This is a genomic window from Glutamicibacter sp. NPDC088483 (assembly GCF_044753145.1).
Classification (GTDB): Bacteria; Actinomycetota; Actinomycetes; order Actinomycetales; family Micrococcaceae; genus Glutamicibacter.
In genome coordinates this window covers 109,781-128,048 of sequence record NZ_JBIVMP010000006.1, presented here as the reverse complement: position 1 = coordinate 128,048, position 18,268 = coordinate 109,781, and the positions used below count along the sequence as shown (strand labels likewise).

Genomic DNA, 18,268 nt, shown 5'->3' with positions numbered 1-18,268 from the left:
CCAGCCGAATTATTCGAAGACATATTCGAACAATGGGCGTATACTAGTACTATGCTCGAAGCAAAGGCGCACGGAAACAGCCTAGCCCGCCCAGCAGATCAGCCGGATTTCGAATCCCACCTGATCCAGCTGCAGAACGACCTGTCATGGTTCCATGACCACGGCGGCAAGGCCGCGTGCGCCCGGGCTATCGAATCCGTCGAAGGACTGGTCTCATCCTTGCGCTATCAGCAAGCCGGCCTGGCTCACCAGTTGGAGAAGGAAGTCCTGCGCGAGAATGAAGAGCGCGGGACCAACATTGATGACCAGGTCCGCGGAGCGGCCAGCCGCGTTGCCATCGCCCGCAAGCAGACTCAACGCGGTTCCAGGAACTACCTGGCCAATTGCCGCGTCCTCTTCGAGGACACCCCGAATATCGCTGCCGCATTCTCCCGTGGTGAATTCACCGAAGCGCAGATCAACGCAATGCTCACCCCGCTGCAGGAAGTCCGGCCATTGCGCCGCACCGAGTTCGATGCGATCTACGGGCAGAATCCAGACATGTTCGAATCCATGGGCCCCAAGCGCATCAAGGAAACGGTCACCAGCTTCACGATCAAGTACGCATCGGACCGGGAAGACAAGAAGCTGAAGGAAGCCAACCAGCAACGCTACGTTCGCTTCCGCACCGATCGGGAAGCAGGGTGCGTCTTCCTCCAGGCCCGTCTGCCTATCGTTGGCGGAACCGGATTGCAGATGACGCTGCGAAACCAGTCATGCAGGATCAAGCGCAAGGGCGATGCCCGCACCCGCACCCAGATCCAGGCCGATCTGCTGGCCCGCTACATGTTCTTCGATGAAAACAATGAGCAGAAGATCAACGTCCAGCTCGGACTGGTCATGACCGATAGAGCGCTGTTCATGGGTGATCGCGAACCGGCCTACTTGGAAGGCTACGGCTTCATCCCCGCGCAGACTGCGCGGGAACTCATTGGCGGCCACCAGATTCCCAACGAGCTGACCTTCGCGGAAATGGAAGCCGAACTCGCCCCCGAGAATATTGAGCGGATCGAAGTGATGACGGAGATAACTCGTCTCTACACGGCTCCCGGGGACCAGGAACTAATCGCATTGGATTCCAAAGCCCGGATCTTCCCGGATAAGCTCAAGAGGTTCATCGGGATTCGCGATCGGCATTGCCGAACGCCCTTCTGCGACGGGCTGGTCGAAGAAACAGACCACGTGCTCCAGTATGCACGTGGCGGCAAGACGACCGTGGCCAATGCTTCGGGCCGTTGCGCGACCTGCAACAAGGCAAAGCAGGCCGACGGCTGGTACGAGTACACCGCTTTCCGCGATCGGCACTCGATGATGATCTGTCCGGGGTCGGCAATGTCCTATCGATCCACTGCGCCACCGGCAACTGGATTCATGCACAAGCCATTCCCGCAACTAATGCGCGACTCGAAATGGTTCGCTGATTTCAAGGAACGGCTCACCAGGCCCGACGGACCAGGAACTACTGAAACCTAGGCAACGGCGCGCGTTCTGCCGCGCCCATGCCGCGCGGCCCCTCACCTTTCTGCAATTTACCGCACGAGGGCCAGCCCCGGACCCGTCAGGCCCACAGCGTGCTTGCTTCGGCCTGAAACCAGCATCAGCAGTTCCAGGCGCGGTCCTGCAATCTGCGGGCCGATGCCCAGCCGGAAGCCTTCGTCGTCGCTGCACAGCTGGACCCTGCTCGCTAATTCCTTGGCACCCCCAACACCTTGCGGCGTGGCTGCCTGGTATTTGATTGCTGGCTCCAGGGATTCTGCAGGATAGGCCCGTTTCAGGCCCACGGCACGACGGATGTCTTCCCCATGGGCGATTTCCTCCACCAACCGGCTGGCAATCGGAACCGGTGGAGTGGCCCGCAAAGCCGCGACCTCAACGAGCCTGAGCAATGTCCCATCGGGAGTTGCGGCCTTCTCGGCGGCCACGCCATTGTCGTTCTGGCGGTCCAAGCTGAATCCGGCCTTGGCCATCCCGGCAAGCAGGCGGAAGAAAGTCGCACGCGCGTTATCTGCCAAATGAGCAGCCACGTCATGGACGCTCCACCCATCGCACAGGGAGGGAACTTCCCACTGATCCGGATCCAAAGTTCCCAGATCATCGATCAGGGCCAGGCGTTCGGCATGCACCAATGGCCAGATTTCACTGGCTGGAATTTTGCTCATGCTCCAGCTTGGAGGTTCGGCTGCCGGCTAGTCAACCGAGCCCGGAACCAGCGGGGGCGCGCTGGCCGAATGCAGCTCCTAGACTTGGTGGCGGCGAGGGGAACGCACCGCTTCGATTCCGCGGCAGACCACATAGATCACGAACGAAATCGTGGTCACATATGGACTGATCGGCAAGGAACCAGCCAACGCAAGAAGGATGCCGCCCACGACAGCCAGTTCCGCGAACACGATGGAGAGCACGACGGTGATGACCGGATTGGAGCTCACACGCATGGCGGCTGCGGCGGGCGTGATCAGCAGCGCCAGCACCAGCAAGGCACCGACCACTTGAATCGTCACCGCTACAGCCAGCGCCAGGATCATCATGAAGACGATGGACAGGCCAGCCGTGCGCACGCCCCGGGCATTGGCAACCACCGGGTCCACCGAAGCGAAGGTCAGCGGACGCCAAATAACCAGCAGCGCGATCACTACCACCGCCGAAAGGACCAGCATTCCTGTCAATTGCACGTCATCCACGGCCACGATCTGGCCGGTCAGCAGGCCAAACTTATTGGCGCTTCGCCCCTCATACAGCGAAAGGAACAAGATGCCCAGGCCAAGGCCGAAAGGCATCAGCACGCCGGTGATGGAATTCCGGTCCCTCGCCCGGGTTCCGAGAATGCCAAGGATCAGCGCCGCGATCATGGACCCGAACACCGAGCCAGTCACCACGTCGGCTCCGATGAGCAAGGCGAAGGCCGCCCCCGCAAAGGACAGCTCAGCGATGCCGTGCACGGCGAAAGCCATGTCCCGCATCATGATGAAGATGCCGATCAGACCGCCAACCACGCCCAGAACTGCACCGGCAATCAGGGAATTGGTCACCAGCGGAAGCAGCAGTCCGTAATCCTGGAAGTTGAACGCCTTCTCGATGAGATCCGAAAAGTCCATGTCCTGCTCCTACTTTCCGGTCTCTAGATCGATTTCTTCAACGTGGTCGTGCCCATCGGCTGGCAATGCCCGATTGCCATCGCCCGAGACCACCACGATGCGGCCATTGACCCGCAGCACCTCGACCGGAGCACCGTAAAGTTCGGTGAGCACCGCAGACTGCATGACTTCATCCACGCTGCCCAGATGGAAGCGGCCTTCGGCCAGGTACAGGACGCGGTCGACATAGGGCAGGATCGGGTTGATCTCGTGCGTCACGAAGACTACCGCGCTGCCGCGCTCTGCGGCCTGGCGGTGTATCACTTCGCTGATCGCCTGCTGGTGATTGAGGTCCAGGGAGAGCAGCGGCTCGTCGCATAGCAGTACCCGGGGATCACTGGCCAAAGCCTGCGCTGCGCGCAGGCGCTGCTGCTCGCCTCCGGAAAGGTCGGACACCGCACGGTTGGCGTAGGCGGTAGCGCCGACCAGTTCCAGCAGTTCGTCGACCTTGTTGCGCACGGCCCTGCGGGCCACGCGAATCCCGGGCCGGGTTCCATCCAGTCCCAGTGCGACCAGGTCGCGAGCGCGCAGGGGAACGTTGTCCCCGAAGGGGCGCTGCTGCGGGATCAACCCCACGGCAGCCGACCCCCGGCGCACGGCCTCCCCGGCGATCGAGACCCTGCCTCGATTGAGCGCGGTGGTGCCGAGCATCGTGTTGATGAAGCTGGTCTTGCCCGAGCCGTTGGGCCCTAGAACTGCAAGGAACTCCCCCGCCGCTATGGATAGGTTGAGTTCATCCCAGAGCACGCGGGAGCCATAGGCAAGGCGCGCGTCTTCAAACCTGACGATGGGGGTCTCTGTCATTGACTGCTTTCTGGATTGCGCTGGCTGAGGATGGGCCGGCAACGAAATACTGCGGCACCCGCAATGGGTGCCGCAGTCAATCGTATCAGTTGCGAGTCATTCGCAATATGCACTCTGGGGTGAGCTTGAGCTAATTTGCCCGTTTTTCGCTGCGAGGCGGGTTGACGCGTTTTCGCGTGGTATCGGTGATTTCACCGACCAGCACCTCGATCACGTCCTCCAGGAAGAGCACGCCGAGCGTTGCCCCCGACTCGTCGACAACCGCCGAAAGGTGGTTGCCTTCCTGCCGCATCGCTTCCAGGGCGGCCTCGATTTCGGTGTCCTGCTCCAACCGGCCCAGCGGGTGCAATGGCAAATCAAGCAGTGGCTGCGTGGAGTGGGCATCATCGATGAGCATCACGTCCTTCACGTGCCAGTAGCCCACCGGAACCTCGTTTTTGGTGATCACCATGCGCGAGAATCCGGTCTTGCCGACCTTCTTCTCGAAAGCGCGCGCGGTGGTCTGCCCGTATTCCAAGGTGAACAGGTCATCCAGCGGAACCATGCAGCTGCGTGCGGTAACCGAGGAGAATTCCAGCGCTTTGGTCAAGCGTGCGGCATCGTCCTCATCCAGCGCGCCTTCCTCGGATGAAGCATCGATGATCGATCGGACTTCAGCGGCGGTATACGAGCTGGCCACCTCATCCTTCGGTTCAATACCGAAAGCGTGCAGCACCAGGTTCGCCACGCCATTGAGCGACGCCGTAATCGGCTTGAGCACCTTGGACAGGCCGACCAGTGGCATGGCCAGCAGCAGCACGGCCTTGTCCGCAACGGAAACCGAAATGTTCTTCGGCACCATTTCGCCGAAGGTCACGTGCAGGAAGGTCACCACGATCAAGGCAATCAGGAACGCTACGGTGTCCGCAGCGGATTCGGCCATGCCGATCATGGTCAGCGGTTCGGCCAGCAGGTGGTGGATCGCCGGCTCCGAAATATTCAGGATCAGCAGCGAGCAAACGGTAATGCCCAACTGGCACACCGCGAGCATGATCGAAACATGCTCCATGGCGTACAGCGCGATCTTTGCCCGCTTATTGCCCTCGTCGGCCAAGGGTTCAATCTGCGAACGACGCGCACTCATCACCGCGAATTCGCCGGCAACGAAGAAGGCATTGCCAGCCAGCAGGACAATCAGCCAGACCAGGCCCATGAAGTCATTCATTGCCATCCTCCTGCACTGCTGGTTCGAAACGAACCTGCGAGATGCGGCGGCCATCGAGCTCGGTCACCGTGAAGGTGCCATGCTCGGTGGCGACGCGGTCATTGAGTTCAGCCAAGCGGCCCAATTCGGCGAGCATGAAGCCGCCGATGGTTTCGTAGGTCGACTCTTCCGGGATGACGTCCGTATCGAAGTTCTCGTTGATCTGGTCCGGGCGGTACATGCCCGGGAACAGCCAGTTGCCGTCGGGCTGGGTGACGGCCTCCTCCTCGTCCTCGTCGTGCTCATCGGAAACTTCGCCGACGATTTCTTCGACCAGGTCTTCAAGGGTCACCAGTCCAGCGGTTCCACCGTATTCGTCCATCACGATCGCGACCTGGAATTCGGCGGCGCGCAACTGCTCAAGCAGCACATCCAGGTGAATGGTTTCCGGAACGTACAGCGCGTCGCGGGCGAACTCGCCGACCTGCAGCGCTGCGCGGCGTTCGCGGGGCACCGAGACAATTGCCTTGACGTGGCAGATACCCTGGATTTCATCGGTGGATCCGGTGGTGACCGGGAAACGCGAGAAGCCGGTGTCCGCGCTGACCTCGATCAGCTCGGAAAGGGCCGCCTCGGAATCAATGGTGGACATCGAGGTTCGCGGGGTCATCACGTCGGCGGCGGTGCGCTCGGAGAATTCAATGGTGGATTCCACGAAGCGAGCGGTCTGCACATCCAAGGTGCCCAGCTGAGCCGAACGGCGGACCAGCGATGCCAGTTCCTGCGAGGAGCGGGCCGCGGAGATTTCTTCCTTGGCTTCGAGTCCGAAGAACTTGCGCAGTACCGCATTCGAGAAGCCGTTGAGCACGATGATGGCCGGCTTGAAGATGGCGGTGAAAACCAGCTGCGGGCGGGCCAGCAGCTTGCCAACCTTCATCGCCTGGGCAATTGCCATGTTCTTCGGGACCAGTTCGCCGATCAGCATCGAAAGCAAAGTGGCAACGACCATCGAGATCACCACGGCAATGGCCAGCGAACTTGCGGCCGGAATGCCGAATTGTTCCATCAACGGCTCGAGCAGCGCGCTCATTGCGGGTTCAAGCACGTAGCCGGTCAGCAGCGTGGTCAGCGTAATGCCCAGCTGGCAGCTGGACAGCTGGGTAGAGAGGGAGGTGAGGCACTGCAGCAGCGGCTTGGCGCCACGCTCGCCGTCATTTACGGCACGCTGCACGGTGCTTTTATCCAGGGCGACCAAGGAGAATTCCACGGCCACGAAGAAGCCGGTGCCGAGAATCAGCAGCAGGCCGAAAAGTATTGAGAGCCATTCCATAGGCGTTTACCGCCGCCTATTCACTGGCGTGCGAAGTTCAGTTCCAGTGCCGACAGGGCGGCAACTAGAAGGCTCCAAAAGGGAGGCGGAACTTCCTGAACATGGACTGTTGTGGCCGGCACTGCGCCCTTGGGCGGCACACCGGCTTGGAGAGTGGGATTCCATAGTGCGAATTAGTCTATCGAACGAAGGGCCATTGCGCACCACTTCGACACATGCTCGCCCAGCGGTGCTTTGGATACGCTGAACGGCATGTTAGGCGCAACACTTTCGTGACATTACATACGTGCCGTGGCCAAGTGGGCGGAAAAGTCACTAGACTGGTGCGCAGGTCTAGAAATCTTGTGGGCCGCAGTGGTCGTATCACGTCCTCGAAAGACCACCGGCTCAAGCTAGAACAACGTAGAAATCAGGGAAGAGGCGTTGCACGTGCCAGAGCAAGCACACCACCGACTTACTGAAGAGTTTGGTGGAAACGAGTGGCTAGTAGACGAGCTGTTCGAACAGTATCTCGTCGACAAGAACTCGGTAGATAAGAAATGGTGGGATATTTTCGAATCTCTCGCCGCCGAAAAGAAGGCACCAGCAGCACCGGCAGCGCAGCCGGCGCCAGCAGCGGCAGCACCTGCCGCAGCGTCTGCAGCCAACGGGCAGGGTGCGCCACGCGCCGCAGCCCAGGCCCGTGCCTCCGAACCAGCACCGGCTGCCAAGGCAGCACCAGCTCCGGCCGCTGAAGCCAAGAAGGCCGAGCCAGCACTGAAGACTGCGCCGATCCCGGCACAGGCTCCGAAGGCTACGCCGTCCACCGAACTTTTCGGTGAGGAAAAGCGCACCCCGCTGCGTGGACCAATGAAGGCCATCGCAACCAACATGGATGCCTCCCTCACCGTGCCTACCGCCACCACCGTGCGTGCCGTACCGGCCAAGGTGATGATCGACAACCGCATTGTCATCAACAACCATCTCAAGCGTGCTCGCGGCGGCAAGATCTCCTTCACCCACCTGATCGGCTTCGCCGTGATCCGTGCGCTGAAGCAGATCCCGTCGATGAACGTCACCTACGACGTGATCGACAAGAAGCCAACTGCGATCCAGCCAGCCCACGTGAACTTCGGCATCGCGATCGACATGCCGAAGCCGGATGGCACCCGCATGCTGGCCGTGCCGAACATCAAGGCTGCCGAGACCCTGAGCTTCAACGAGTTCTGGGCCACCTACGAAGACCTGATCAAGCGCGCCCGCGGCAACAAGCTGACCGCTGACGACTACGCAGGCACCACCGTTTCGCTGACCAACCCAGGCGGCATCGGCACCGTTCACTCGGTTCCACGCCTGTCCAAGGGCCAGGCCGCGATCATCGGCGTTGGCGCACTGGAATACCCGGCAGAGTACCGCGGCTCCTCGGAGAAGACCGTGGCCGCCCTGGGTATCGGCAAGCACATCACCCTGACCTCCACTTACGACCACCGCGTCATCCAGGGTGCAGGTTCGGGCGAATTCCTGAAGCTGGTCGAGTCGCTGCTGCTGGGCGAGCAGGGTTTCTACGACGAGATCTTCGAGCAGCTGCGCATCCCTTACGAGCCGGTTCGCTGGGCCGTTGACAACCAGGTCGACATCGACCTGCAGGTCAACAAGGTTGCCCGCATCCAGCACCTGATCAACTCCTACCGCGTGCGCGGCCACCTGATGGCCGATACCAACCCGCTGGAATACGTCCAGCGCAAGCACCCGGACCTGGACATCAATTCCTACGGCCTGACCCTGTGGGATCTGGACCGCGAATGGCTGGCCGGCGGCCTGGGCGGCAAGGACCGCGGCCTGCTGCGCGACATCCTCGGCGTGCTGCGCGATGCCTACTGCCGCACCATCGGCACCGAGTACATGCACCTGCAGAACCCCGAAGAGCGCGAATGGTTCCAGGCCAAGCTGGAATCCGGCTACGCCAAGCCAAGCCGCGAAGAGCAGCTGCGCATCCTGAGCAAGCTGAACTCCGCAGAGGCCTTCGAGACCTTCCTGCAGACCAAGTTCGTTGGCCAGAAGCGCTTCTCGCTGGAAGGCGGCGAATCGCTGATTCCACTGCTGGATGCGATCATCTCCGACGCAGCCGACGAGCAGCTGGACGAGGTCGCCATCGGCATGGCCCACCGCGGCCGCCTGAACGTGCTGACCAACATCGCCGGGAAGACCTACGCACAGGTCTTCCGCGAATTCGAAGGCACCGCTACCCCGGGCTCGGTCCAGGGTTCGGGCGACGTGAAGTACCACCTGGGCACCGAGGGTTCGTACACCTCGGATGCCGGCAACCAGACCAAGATCTACCTGGCTGCCAACCCATCGCACCTGGAAGCAGTCGATCCAGTGCTCGAGGGCATCACCCGCGCCAAGCTGGACCGCCTGAACCAGAAGAACACCGTACTGCCGATCCTGGTTCACGGCGATGCCGCATTCGCAGGCCAGGGCGTTGTCTCCGAGGTACTGGCCATGAGCCAGCTGCCGGGCTACAAGACCGGCGGCACCGTGCACGTGATCGTGAACAACCAGATCGGCTTCACCACCGCGCCGAGCTCCTCGCGCTCCTCGGTGTACGCAACCGACGTTGCACGCACCGTGCAGGCTCCGATCTTCCACGTCAACGGGGATGACCCGGAGGCAGTGGTGCACGTGGGCCAGCTGGCCTTCGAGTACCGCCAGAAGTTCGGCAAGGACGTCGTCATCGACCTGGTGTGCTACCGCCGCCGCGGCCACAACGAGGGCGATGACCCTTCGATGACCCAGCCGATCATGTACAACCTGATCGAAGCCAAGCGCTCGACCCGCAAGCTGTACACCGAGGCCCTGGTGGGCCGCGGCGACATCACGCAGGAAGAAGCCGAGAACGTGCTGGCCGAGTACAAAGAGAACCTGGAGCGCATCTTCGCCGAGACGCATGCGGCCCAGACTTCGCCGATCCCGATCATCACCCCGGGCTCGACCATCAACGACCTGGAGAAGCCATTCGCCCAGGCTGCCGACGAGAACACCGTCGACGGCGCACGCGGCTCGGCCATCACCGCCCAGACGCTGGCGAAGATTGGTGCCGCCCACCTGGATATCCCGGCCGGCTTCACCATGCACACCAAGCTGAAGTCGCTGCTCGAGCGCCGCGAGAAGATGTCCCGCGAAGGCGGCATCGACTGGGGCTTCGCAGAACTGGCAGCCCTGGGCACCTTGACCATGGAAGGCGTGCCGGTCCGCCTGGCAGGCCAGGACTCGCGCCGCGGCACCTTCGTGCAGCGCCACGCAGTCTTCCACGACCGCGAGAACGACACCGAGTGGTACCCGCTGCACCACCTGGCCGAAGACCAGGCACCGCTGTGGATCTACGACTCCCTGCTCTCCGAATACGCCGCGCTCGGCTTCGAGTACGGCTACTCGGTAGAACGCCCGGATGCACTGGTCATGTGGGAAGCGCAGTTCGGCGACTTCGTCAATGGCGCGCAGACCGTGATCGACGAGTTCATCTCCTCCGCAGAGCAGAAGTGGTCGCAGTCCTCCTCGCTGGTCATGCTGCTGCCGCACGGCTACGAAGGCCAGGGCCCGGACCACTCCTCGGCCCGCATCGAGCGCTTCTTGCAGCTGTGCGCCGAAAACAACATGGTCGTTGCCCAGCCTTCCACCGGTGCAAACCACTTCCACCTGCTGCGCCGCCAGGCCTACGCCCGTCCGCGCAAGCCGCTGATCGTCTTCACCCCGAAGCAGCTGCTTCGCCTGAAGGCCGCGGCCAGCTCGGTAGAGGACTTCACCACCGGAGGCTTCCGCGAGGTCATCGGCGATGCGTCGATCACCGATGCGAACGCCGTGGACAAGGTGCTGCTGTGCTCGGGCCGCGTCTACTACGATCTGCTGGCCGCTCGCACGAAGACGAACGACACCAAGACCGCACTGGTACGCGTCGAGCAGCTCTACCCGGCTCCGGCCGAGCAGATCGCTGCCGAACTGGCCAAGTACCCGAACGCCGAGGTGGCTTGGGTCCAGGACGAGCCTGCGAACCAGGGTCCATGGCCGTTCTTCGGCTTGTACGTTGCACCGGCACTGCAGCAGAAGATCACCTTGATCTCCCGCCCGGCATCGGCTGCGACCTCCGCTGGCAATGCAAAGCGCCACGACGCAGAAAACGCAGTGCTGATCCAGCAGGCTTTCGCCCGCTAGACCGCATCGCCTGAACGCTGCTGGCCAACTGTTGCCGGCGAACTATCCGGGGGTTCCACCTCGGAGGTTCGCCGGCAACAGCGCTTTAACCCCGGCGCTGGTTTTTCGCAGGGAATTGTGGGGTTTAACCAATGACCGCCTCCCCCGATGCCAGCGTTCCGACTGCTAAGGTGGGGAGCGATTCATCATTTTTGAGCCAACGAAAGGTCGCCCAGTTGGAGTTACGCACAATCCGAATTACCGCAATCGGAGATGAGCTACTGGCCGGACATGGCGACCCGCGGGGCCTGGGCTGGTTCGGCCGCGTCATGGCCCGCACCCAGGATCCGGCACTGCGCCTGCAGTCCTTCGTCCTGGCTTCCCCGGCCGAGGGATCCGAAGCGCTGGCCGAACGCTGGCTGGGGGAAGCCTCCCGCCGATTCAGCGACCAATACGAAAACCGCCTGGTCATCGCGCTCTCGGACCGCGACGTCGATCTGGATGTCACCACCGCGCGCAGCCGGCTGAATCTGGCCAACATCCTGGATTCGGCTTCGCAGATGAACATCAAGGCCTTGCTGGTCGGCCCGGCCCCGGGCCTGGATGATGCGCGCAACCAGCGCGTGGCAGAACTGAACCGCGTCTACTCGGATGTGGCGCTGCGCCGCAACCACCACTACGTCGATACTTTCACGCCCCTGCGTTCCCATGCCCAGTGGCGTGCCGATCTGAACGCTTCCGGCGGGGTGCCCGGCCAGGCAGGCTACGGGCTGATGGCCTGGCTGGTGCTGCACCGCGGCTGGTATTCCTGGCTGGAGTTGCCTGAGCCAGGCGAGGGCTAGGGACCGCCGGTCCGTTAGGAAAATGGGCCGGAAGTGTGAAAGACTATGAGCCGGCCCGAATTTTCGGGAAGCAATATTGTTCCCTCTAAGGAGTCACCATGTCGAAGCGCGCTCGTAAGCGTCGCGATCGCAAGCGTGGCGGTGCCAACCACGGCAAGCGCCCAAACAGCTAAGCGAAGCGAACAAAAAAGAACCCCGTACCCTTCGAGATTAACTCGGAAGATACGGGGTTTCTCTTTGCCGTGCTAGTGGCCTGATTCCACGCGGATCTGCGAGATCCGCGCGATGATGCTGGCCTTCAAGGTCTGCGGGGCATGCTCCTGGCAGCTGCGGCGCACCACCGAGCGGATGATGCACTCCAGATCGTACTGCTCGGTGCATTCCGGGCAGCCATCCAGATGGGACTTGACCTCCTTGAGGTCATCGAGCGTCAGCGCTCCGTCGAGGTACTCGTAGATGCGGACGATGCGGTCATCGGCGCAATCACCCATTGAATTGCAATCCATCTTATTTCGCTCCTCGGTCAGCCTTGGCGGCACTCTTGCTCTGGGTGCCGGTGGCGATCCCACGATCTGCTGCGTAATCGGCCAGCAGTTCCCTCAAGTTTTTCCGTCCGCGATGCAACCGGGACATCACGGTGCCGATCGGCACGCCCAGGATCTCGCTGGCTTCCTTGTAGCTGAAGCCCTCGACATCCACGAAGTAGACGGCCATGCGGAAATCCTCGCCGATCGACTGCAGCGCGGCTTTCACATCCGAATCCGGAAGATGGTCCAACGCCTCGGCCTCGGCTGAGCGCAAGCCGGTCGGCGAATGCTCCATCGCCTGGGCCATCTGCCAATCCTCGACCGTATCGGTGGAAGTGCGCAGCGGCTCGCGTTGGCGCTTGCGGTACAAATTGATGTACGTGTTGGTCAGGATGCGGTACAACCAGGCCTTCAGGTTGGTGCCCGGCTTGTACTGGTGGAAGGCGGAATAGGCCTTGGTGTAGGCCTCCTGCACCAAATCCTCGGCATCCGACGGGTTGCGCGCCATGCGCAGGGCAGCCGAATAGAGCTGGTCCACGTACTGCATCGCGTCACGCTCGAAGCGTTCGCGGCGCTGCTGCTCGGACTCGGAGGCCACATCGGGCAAATTCTCGTCCACACTCTTGTTGTTCATCACTGCCGAGTCTACGCGTTCGAACGGCTTTATGCGCGTGCCAGCGCGGGCCCGGGCCGGCCGCGGTTGCTCGGCGACGGCGCAAGCGGTGCCGCCGGCGTTTGAAGTGTCCTGTCGTATCGTCACAGTAGGTATAACCAGCGGAGCTAAAGCCTTATTCCCGCACCGATCTCGGCTAGAATTAGGCAGTGGGCGCACAGTACTTGCGGTACTGCCAGCGGCCCCGAATTGAAGCCTCGAGCCTAAGGATCTACCAATCAGCACTGCAAGCGCCCCCGGGAGCCCCCTCGATCAGCTGCACGACGCAGAAAAGAACTGGTGGGCAGCGCCCTATGCCGCCGCCGGACTGGATGCAACCGTCCCGGTGCCAGCTTCGAAGTCGCTGACCAACCGGTATCTGATCCTTGCGGCCCTGGCCTCCTCGCCATCCACGATCCACAACACGCTGATCAGCCGCGACACCGAGCTGATGCTCAGCGCCCTGGCCGGATTCGGGGTCGGGATCAAGCGCACCGAGCAGGCCGACGGCTCCACCACCGTGGACATCACCCCGGGCCAGCTGGCCGCCGGACCGCTGGCGATCGACTGCGGCTTGGCGGGCACGGTGATGCGCTTCGTTCCCCCATTGGCTGCCGTCGCCGGCGCCAAGGTGGCCTTCGACGGCGACGCCGCGGCCCGCGTGCGGCCCATGGCCCCGGTACTGGACGCGCTGGCAGCCTTGGGCGCCCGCATCGACTACGCCGGGAGCACCGGCATGCTGCCCTTCACCATTGATGCCAGCGAGCTGAAGCAGGATGCCGAAGTGGTCATCGACGCGTCGGGCAGCTCCCAGTTCATCTCCGCGCTGCTGCTGGTTGGCCAGGCACTGCCCGGCGGGCTGAAGCTGCGCGCCGCGCCGGGGCCTATCGCTTCCCCGGACCACATCGCGATGACCGTCCAGACCCTGCGCGATTTGGGCGTAGAGGTAAGCGTCGATGCCGACGCGCGCCGCTGGAGCATCGCCCCGGGCCAGTTGGCGGGCTTCACCGTCACCGTGGAACCGGACCTGTCCAACGCCGGACCGTTCCTGGCCGCCGCGCTGGCGAGCCATGGCACCGTGCGCGTGCCCTTCTGGCCTGCCAGGACCACCCAGGTCGGCGGCAAGTGGGTAGAAATACTGGCCGCGATGGGAGCGGAAGTCAGCCACGGCGGCGACGGCGTGCTCACCGTGCGCGGAACCGGAGTCATCCGCGGCATCGACTACGCCGATGCCTCCGAGCTGGCCCCTACCCTGGCAGCACTGTGCGTGCTGGCCGATTCGCCGAGCAAGCTGACCGGCATCGGGCACCTGCGCGGCCATGAAACCGATCGGCTGGCCGCGCTGGAAACCGAATTGTCCAAGGTGGGCGCCAGAATCACCGCCACCGCGGACGCGCTGGAAATCGTTCCCGGAGCCCTGCAGGCAGCGGATATCGATTCCTACGAGGACCATCGCATGGCGACCGCCGGTGCCCTGCTGGGCCTGGCCATCGACGGGGTGCGCGTGGAAAACATCGCCACCACCGCCAAGACCATGCCGGATTTCCCGCAGCTATGGTCCCGCATGGCGGCTACCGCAAAGGGCCAGGGCTAATGCGCTACTCCGACTACGACGAATCCTCGGTCCGCGTCCGCCCCAACAAGAAGGGCAGCCGTCCGCGCACCAAGGACCGCCCGGCCTACGAACAGGCGGTCATCGGCCGCATCATCACCGTGGACCGCGGCCGCTACACCGCAATCCTGGATGAGGACACCGCCACGGAGCGCATCGTCATCGCCGCCCGGGCCCGCGAGCTGCGCCGCCAGGCGATCGTGCCCGGGGACCTGGTGGGACTGGTGGGCGACACCTCCGGAAAGCCCGATACCCTGGCCCGGCTGATCCGCATCGAAGAGCGCACCACGCTGCTGCGCCGCAGCGCCGACGACACCGACGCCACCGAGCGCGTGGTCGTCGCCAATGTCGACAAGCTGGTCATCGTCGTGGCCGCCGCCAATCCCGAGCCGCGCACCGGCTTCGTGGACCGCGCGCTGGTCGCCGCCTTCGACGCCGGCATCCAGCCGGTGCTGTGCGTGACCAAGGCGGATGTGAAGGATCCGGCCGACTTCCTCAAGCACTACGAGGGACTGGAGTTCCCCGTGGTCATCTCCCGCACCACCACTGCCGACGCCTCCGGCGTGGACGCGCGCGGCGCCGACGGTTCCAGCGCCCGGCTGGATGCCGGCGCGCTGGCCGAACTCGAAGAGATCCTCTCCGGCTGCGTCTCGGTAGTGCTGGGCCACTCCGGAGTAGGCAAGTCCACCCTGGTCAACGCCCTGACCGGTTCGACCCGCGCCACCGGGCACGTCAACGCGGTCACCGGCCGCGGACGCCATACCTCGTCCAACGCCCTGGCCCTGCGCCTGGGCGACACCCCTGGATCCTGGCTGATCGACACCCCCGGCATCCGTTCTTTCGGGCTGGGACTGGTAGACCGGGACAATATCCTGGCCGCCTTCGAGGACCTGGCAGAAATCGCCACCGGCTGCCCGCGCGGTTGCACCCATGCCGCCGGCGAGGCGGGCTGCGCGCTGGAAGCCTGGGCCGAAAATGCCGAAGGCACCCAGGCCGCTGACCGGTTGGCCTCCTACCGCCGGCTGGTCACCACCGAGGAAACCACGCACGAAAAGGAGCTCGGCGCGCTCTAGGCGCCCGCAACACCATGGCTGAATACACCCTGCAGCAAGATCTCGACTTCGCCCTGGCTCTGGCCGGGAAGGTCGACGCCTTCACCCTGGCCCGCTACGGCGCCAACGACCTGGTGGTCGAATCCAAGCCGGACATGACCCCGGTCTCCGACGCCGACCGCGGCGCCGAGCAGCTGATCCTGGCCGAGCTGGCCGCCCACCGCCCCGATGATTCGGTGCTCGGCGAAGAATTCGGCGTGCACGGAACCGGCTCCCGGCGCTGGGTCATCGACCCGATCGACGGCACCAAGAACTTCGTGCGCCGCGTACCCGTCTGGGCCACGCTGATCGCGCTGGAGATCGACGGCGAACCGGTGCTGGGAGTCATCTCCGCCCCGGCCATGACCCGCCGCTGGCATGCCGCGAGCGGCCTGGGCGCGTACGTCACCGAACCGGGTGCCACCGCCGGTACCACCGCCACCCGCCAGATCAAGGTCTCCTCGGTGAGCGAGCTGTCTGACTCCTCGTTGGCCTACGCCTCGCTGAACGGCTGGAAGGAGGCCGGCAAGCTCGAGGGCTTCCTGGAACTGCTGGATACCGCGTGGCGCACCCGCGGCTACGGGGATTTCCTGTCCTACGCGCTGCTGGCCGAAGGCGCGGTCGATGCGGCCTTCGAACCCGAACTGGAGCTCTACGACATGGCCGCCCTGGTGCCGGTGGTACGCGAAGCCGGGGGCCGCTTCACCTCGGTGGCCGGAGAAGAGGGCTGCCATGGCGGCAACGCCCTGGCCACCAACGGCAAGCTGCACGAGGCGATCCTTCCCTACCTGAACCGCAGCTAGGCAGCACGAGGACGATGGCAACCGCACGACGCGGGCCGGCCGGGCTGACCACCAGCGAAGAGGACTACCTCAAGGCGGTGTACCTGCTCACCGAATGGGAAGACACCGACGTGGGCACCGGCGCGCTGGCCGACCAGCTGGGCTTGTCCCCTGCCTCGGCCACCGCCATGGTGCAGAAGCTCGCAGCCAAGCACCTGGTCCATCACGTGCCGCGCGGGGCCATTACGCTCAGCGGCACCGGCCGGCGCGAGGCCTTGCGCATGGTGCGCCGCCACCGCCTGCTGGAAACCTTCCTGCGTGATGAGCTGGGCTACGGCTGGGACGAGGTGCATGACGAGGCCGAGGCCCTGGAGCACACCGTCACCGACCGCTTCATCAACGCCCTGGAAGCCCGGCTGGGCCACCCGCGCCACGATCCGCATGGCGACGCGATTCCCAGCGCGGAAGGGGAACTGCCGGTCTCCGGGGCCATCCGGCTTGACCGCTTCTCCGGTGCCCGGGCCGTCATCGACCGGATCAGCGATGAAGACCCCCAGTTCCTGCGTCGTGCCGCCGCCCAGGGGCTGGTTCCCGGGGCGGTCATCGAGCTGCCGCATCAGCTGGATTTCATTGAGGCTTCGCTGATCTGGGTGCGCAAAGCCTAGCTGATTGCCGGCTGTGCAAGAATTAAAAGCAGCGACGCGCTGCACGGTGCGCCCCACTGCCAAAGGGAGGGCCATTGGAGACACGACCGATCATCCTGGGCATCCCGGATCGCCTCGATCCCCACGTTCTGGACGCAGCCGCAGACCTCGCCGGCGCGCTCGGAGCGCGGTTGCTTTGCGTCCACGTGGATCCCACCCGCTATCCGCTCGAAGAGCTTCCCGATGGCACCATCCGCAGCGCACCGCTGGATCCCGAATCCGGGGACGAAGCAATTGAGCGTTTCCCGGCACGGCTTCTGCAGCAGCTCGAAGCCCAGCTCGGCGGATCGGGACTGGAATGGCAGGCGCATGCCGCGGCCGGTGGCCCCGGTCAGCAGCTGTCGCATCTTGCCCTGCAGCATGATGCGGCGCTGATTGTGCTCGGGGTTCGGGAGCGTTCTATGGCCAACACTATTGGGGAACTGCTCAACGGTTCGGTAGCGGTGCATCTAACCCATCGACAGCGCCATCCGGTGCTCCTCATCCCGCCACGCCGCGCAGAACAGATTCGCAATTCATGACCCGTCCGCCAACACCCATGGCCCAGCGCCCCGCGCAGGGTTCCTTCTTCAACCCGCGTTTCCTGCTGCTGGTATTTCTTGGTGGCGCTGCCGGTACTGCCTGCCGGCAAGGCCTGGGCCTGCTGCTGCCAGATCCCGGCGGTTTCCCGATCGCGATTTTCCTAGCCAACATGCTGGGGGCGTTCCTGCTCGGCCTGCTGCTCGAGGCGCTTTCGCATCCCGGCCTCGACGAGGGCAAGCGTCACCGGCTGCGGCTGCTGCTGGGCACCGGTTTCCTGGGCGGCTTCACGACCTACAGCGCGCTGGCCACCGGCAGCATGCAGATGTTCGCATCCGGCGCAGCGCTCCATGCCCTGGGTTACGCACTGTTCACGGTGTTCTTCGGTGCATTGGCAACCTGGTGCGGAATCGCCGCCGGTGCTAGGCGCATGGCCCGGAAATCGGGAGGGCTTCACTAGTGCTCTCCCCCGGCTTATTTCTTATCGTTGCGCTCTGCGGCGGCCTTGGCGCCTGCCTGCGTTTCGTGGTCGATGCCCTGATCAAGCGGTGGCTTCCGGCCCCGCTGCCCTGGGGCACGATCCTGGTCAATCTCTCCGGCTCCTTCGCGCTGGGTGCGCTGACCGGGCTGATGGCCCAGCAGTTGTTGTCGGCGCAATGGCTTGCGGCCATAGGTTCAGGACTGCTCGGCGGCTACACGACGTTTTCGGCGGCCAGTTTCGAAACTGTCCGGCTGCTCCAGGCCGGCCGCCTCGCAGCCAGCCTGGCCAATGCATTGGGGACCCTCGCTGGAGCGGTGCTCGCGGCATTGCTCGGCTACCACGTCGCTGGGCACTTCTAGCCGCAAACGAAAAAATGCCAAGCCTTTCGGCTTGGCATTCCA

General features: G+C 63.8%; 18 protein-coding genes. 11 read left to right on the top strand and 7 right to left on the bottom strand.

The annotated features are described in order from the left end of the window. The first annotated feature begins 51 nt into the window (after positions 1–51). Entirely contained in the window at positions 52–1,512 is a 1,461-nt protein-coding gene (locus ACIP6G_RS13775) for an HNH endonuclease (RefSeq protein WP_400290736.1), read from the top strand. A 56-nt stretch (positions 1,513–1,568) separates the two neighbouring features. Here ACIP6G_RS13775 and ACIP6G_RS13770 read toward each other — a convergent pair whose 3' ends face one another. The 5 genes from ACIP6G_RS13770 to ACIP6G_RS13750 form a co-directional block, all read right to left on the bottom strand. After that, entirely contained in the window at positions 1,569–2,198 is a 630-nt protein-coding gene (locus ACIP6G_RS13770; protein ID WP_400290734.1) for a maleylpyruvate isomerase family mycothiol-dependent enzyme, read from the bottom strand. Between the two features lie 78 nt (positions 2,199–2,276). After that, positions 2,277–3,134 carry a metal ABC transporter permease gene (locus ACIP6G_RS13765; RefSeq protein ID WP_105658383.1) on the bottom strand — a complete coding sequence of 286 codons (858 nt, stop codon included), beginning with the start codon at positions 3,132–3,134 and terminating at the stop codon, positions 2,277–2,279. A gap of 9 nt (positions 3,135–3,143) precedes the next feature. Beyond that, positions 3,144–3,977, bottom strand: coding sequence for a metal ABC transporter ATP-binding protein (locus ACIP6G_RS13760; protein ID WP_105662569.1), 834 nt, complete (start codon positions 3,975–3,977; stop codon positions 3,144–3,146). 130 nt (positions 3,978–4,107) lie between these two features. Next, positions 4,108–5,181: a hemolysin family protein gene (locus ACIP6G_RS13755; protein ID WP_332594812.1), complete on the bottom strand. Its 1,074-nt coding sequence runs from the start codon at positions 5,179–5,181 to the stop codon at positions 4,108–4,110. Continuing rightward, a complete protein-coding gene (locus tag ACIP6G_RS13750) occupies positions 5,174–6,490 on the bottom strand; it encodes a hemolysin family protein (protein WP_105658381.1) in 1,317 nt (438 codons plus the stop codon). The genes ACIP6G_RS13755 and ACIP6G_RS13750 overlap by 8 nt, the downstream gene beginning before the upstream one ends. Positions 6,491–6,919: 429 nt before the next feature. On the opposite strand from ACIP6G_RS13750, the gene ACIP6G_RS13745 reads away from it, so the two are divergent. From ACIP6G_RS13745 to ACIP6G_RS13735, 3 genes are all read left to right on the top strand, one after another. Continuing rightward, on the top strand, positions 6,920–10,678 hold the full coding sequence (locus ACIP6G_RS13745; RefSeq protein ID WP_400290730.1) for a multifunctional oxoglutarate decarboxylase/oxoglutarate dehydrogenase thiamine pyrophosphate-binding subunit/dihydrolipoyllysine-residue succinyltransferase subunit: 3,759 nt from the start codon (positions 6,920–6,922) through the stop codon (positions 10,676–10,678). 215 nt (positions 10,679–10,893) lie between these two features. Then, a complete protein-coding gene (locus ACIP6G_RS13740; protein WP_105662568.1) occupies positions 10,894–11,499 on the top strand; it encodes a GDSL-type esterase/lipase family protein in 606 nt (201 codons plus the stop codon). Positions 11,500–11,597: 98 nt separating this feature from the next. Next, complete coding sequence (locus ACIP6G_RS13735; protein WP_369299107.1) at positions 11,598–11,672, top strand: 50S ribosomal protein bL37; 75 nt, start codon at positions 11,598–11,600, stop codon at positions 11,670–11,672. Between the two features lie 72 nt (positions 11,673–11,744). Here ACIP6G_RS13735 and rsrA read toward each other — a convergent pair whose 3' ends face one another. Further along, the gene (rsrA, locus tag ACIP6G_RS13730) at positions 11,745–12,005 is read right to left on the bottom strand and encodes a mycothiol system anti-sigma-R factor (protein WP_105658379.1); all 261 of its coding nucleotides are present in this window, start codon (positions 12,003–12,005) and stop codon (positions 11,745–11,747) included. Between the two features lies 1 nt (position 12,006). Next, complete coding sequence (locus ACIP6G_RS13725) at positions 12,007–12,660, bottom strand: sigma-70 family RNA polymerase sigma factor (RefSeq protein ID WP_166650812.1); 654 nt, start codon at positions 12,658–12,660, stop codon at positions 12,007–12,009. A 295-nt stretch (positions 12,661–12,955) separates the two neighbouring features. On the opposite strand from ACIP6G_RS13725, the gene aroA reads away from it, so the two are divergent. The 7 genes from aroA (at position 12,956) to crcB (ending at position 18,226) form a co-directional block, all read left to right on the top strand. Next, positions 12,956–14,272 carry a 3-phosphoshikimate 1-carboxyvinyltransferase gene (gene aroA, locus ACIP6G_RS13720; RefSeq protein WP_400290992.1) on the top strand — a complete coding sequence of 439 codons (1,317 nt, stop codon included), beginning with the start codon at positions 12,956–12,958 and terminating at the stop codon, positions 14,270–14,272. Continuing rightward, positions 14,272–15,363, top strand: coding sequence for a ribosome small subunit-dependent GTPase A (locus tag ACIP6G_RS13715; protein ID WP_105658377.1), 1,092 nt, complete (start codon positions 14,272–14,274; stop codon positions 15,361–15,363). The genes aroA and ACIP6G_RS13715 overlap by 1 nt, the downstream gene beginning before the upstream one ends. 14 nt (positions 15,364–15,377) lie before the next feature. Then, entirely contained in the window at positions 15,378–16,184 is an 807-nt protein-coding gene (locus ACIP6G_RS13710; RefSeq protein WP_105658376.1) for an inositol monophosphatase family protein, read from the top strand. 14 nt (positions 16,185–16,198) lie between these two features. Continuing rightward, entirely contained in the window at positions 16,199–16,828 is a 630-nt protein-coding gene (locus tag ACIP6G_RS13705) for a metal-dependent transcriptional regulator (RefSeq protein WP_400290727.1), read from the top strand. Positions 16,829–16,902: 74 nt separating this feature from the next. After that, a complete protein-coding gene (locus ACIP6G_RS13700; protein WP_332504504.1) occupies positions 16,903–17,388 on the top strand; it encodes a universal stress protein in 486 nt (161 codons plus the stop codon). Next, positions 17,385–17,846 carry a CrcB family protein gene (locus ACIP6G_RS13695; protein WP_400290725.1) on the top strand — a complete coding sequence of 154 codons (462 nt, stop codon included), beginning with the start codon at positions 17,385–17,387 and terminating at the stop codon, positions 17,844–17,846. The genes ACIP6G_RS13700 and ACIP6G_RS13695 overlap by 4 nt, the downstream gene beginning before the upstream one ends. Next, positions 17,846–18,226: a fluoride efflux transporter CrcB gene (gene crcB, locus ACIP6G_RS13690; protein WP_400290723.1), complete on the top strand. Its 381-nt coding sequence runs from the start codon at positions 17,846–17,848 to the stop codon at positions 18,224–18,226. The genes ACIP6G_RS13695 and crcB overlap by 1 nt, the downstream gene beginning before the upstream one ends. Positions 18,227–18,268: the final 42 nt, after the last annotated feature.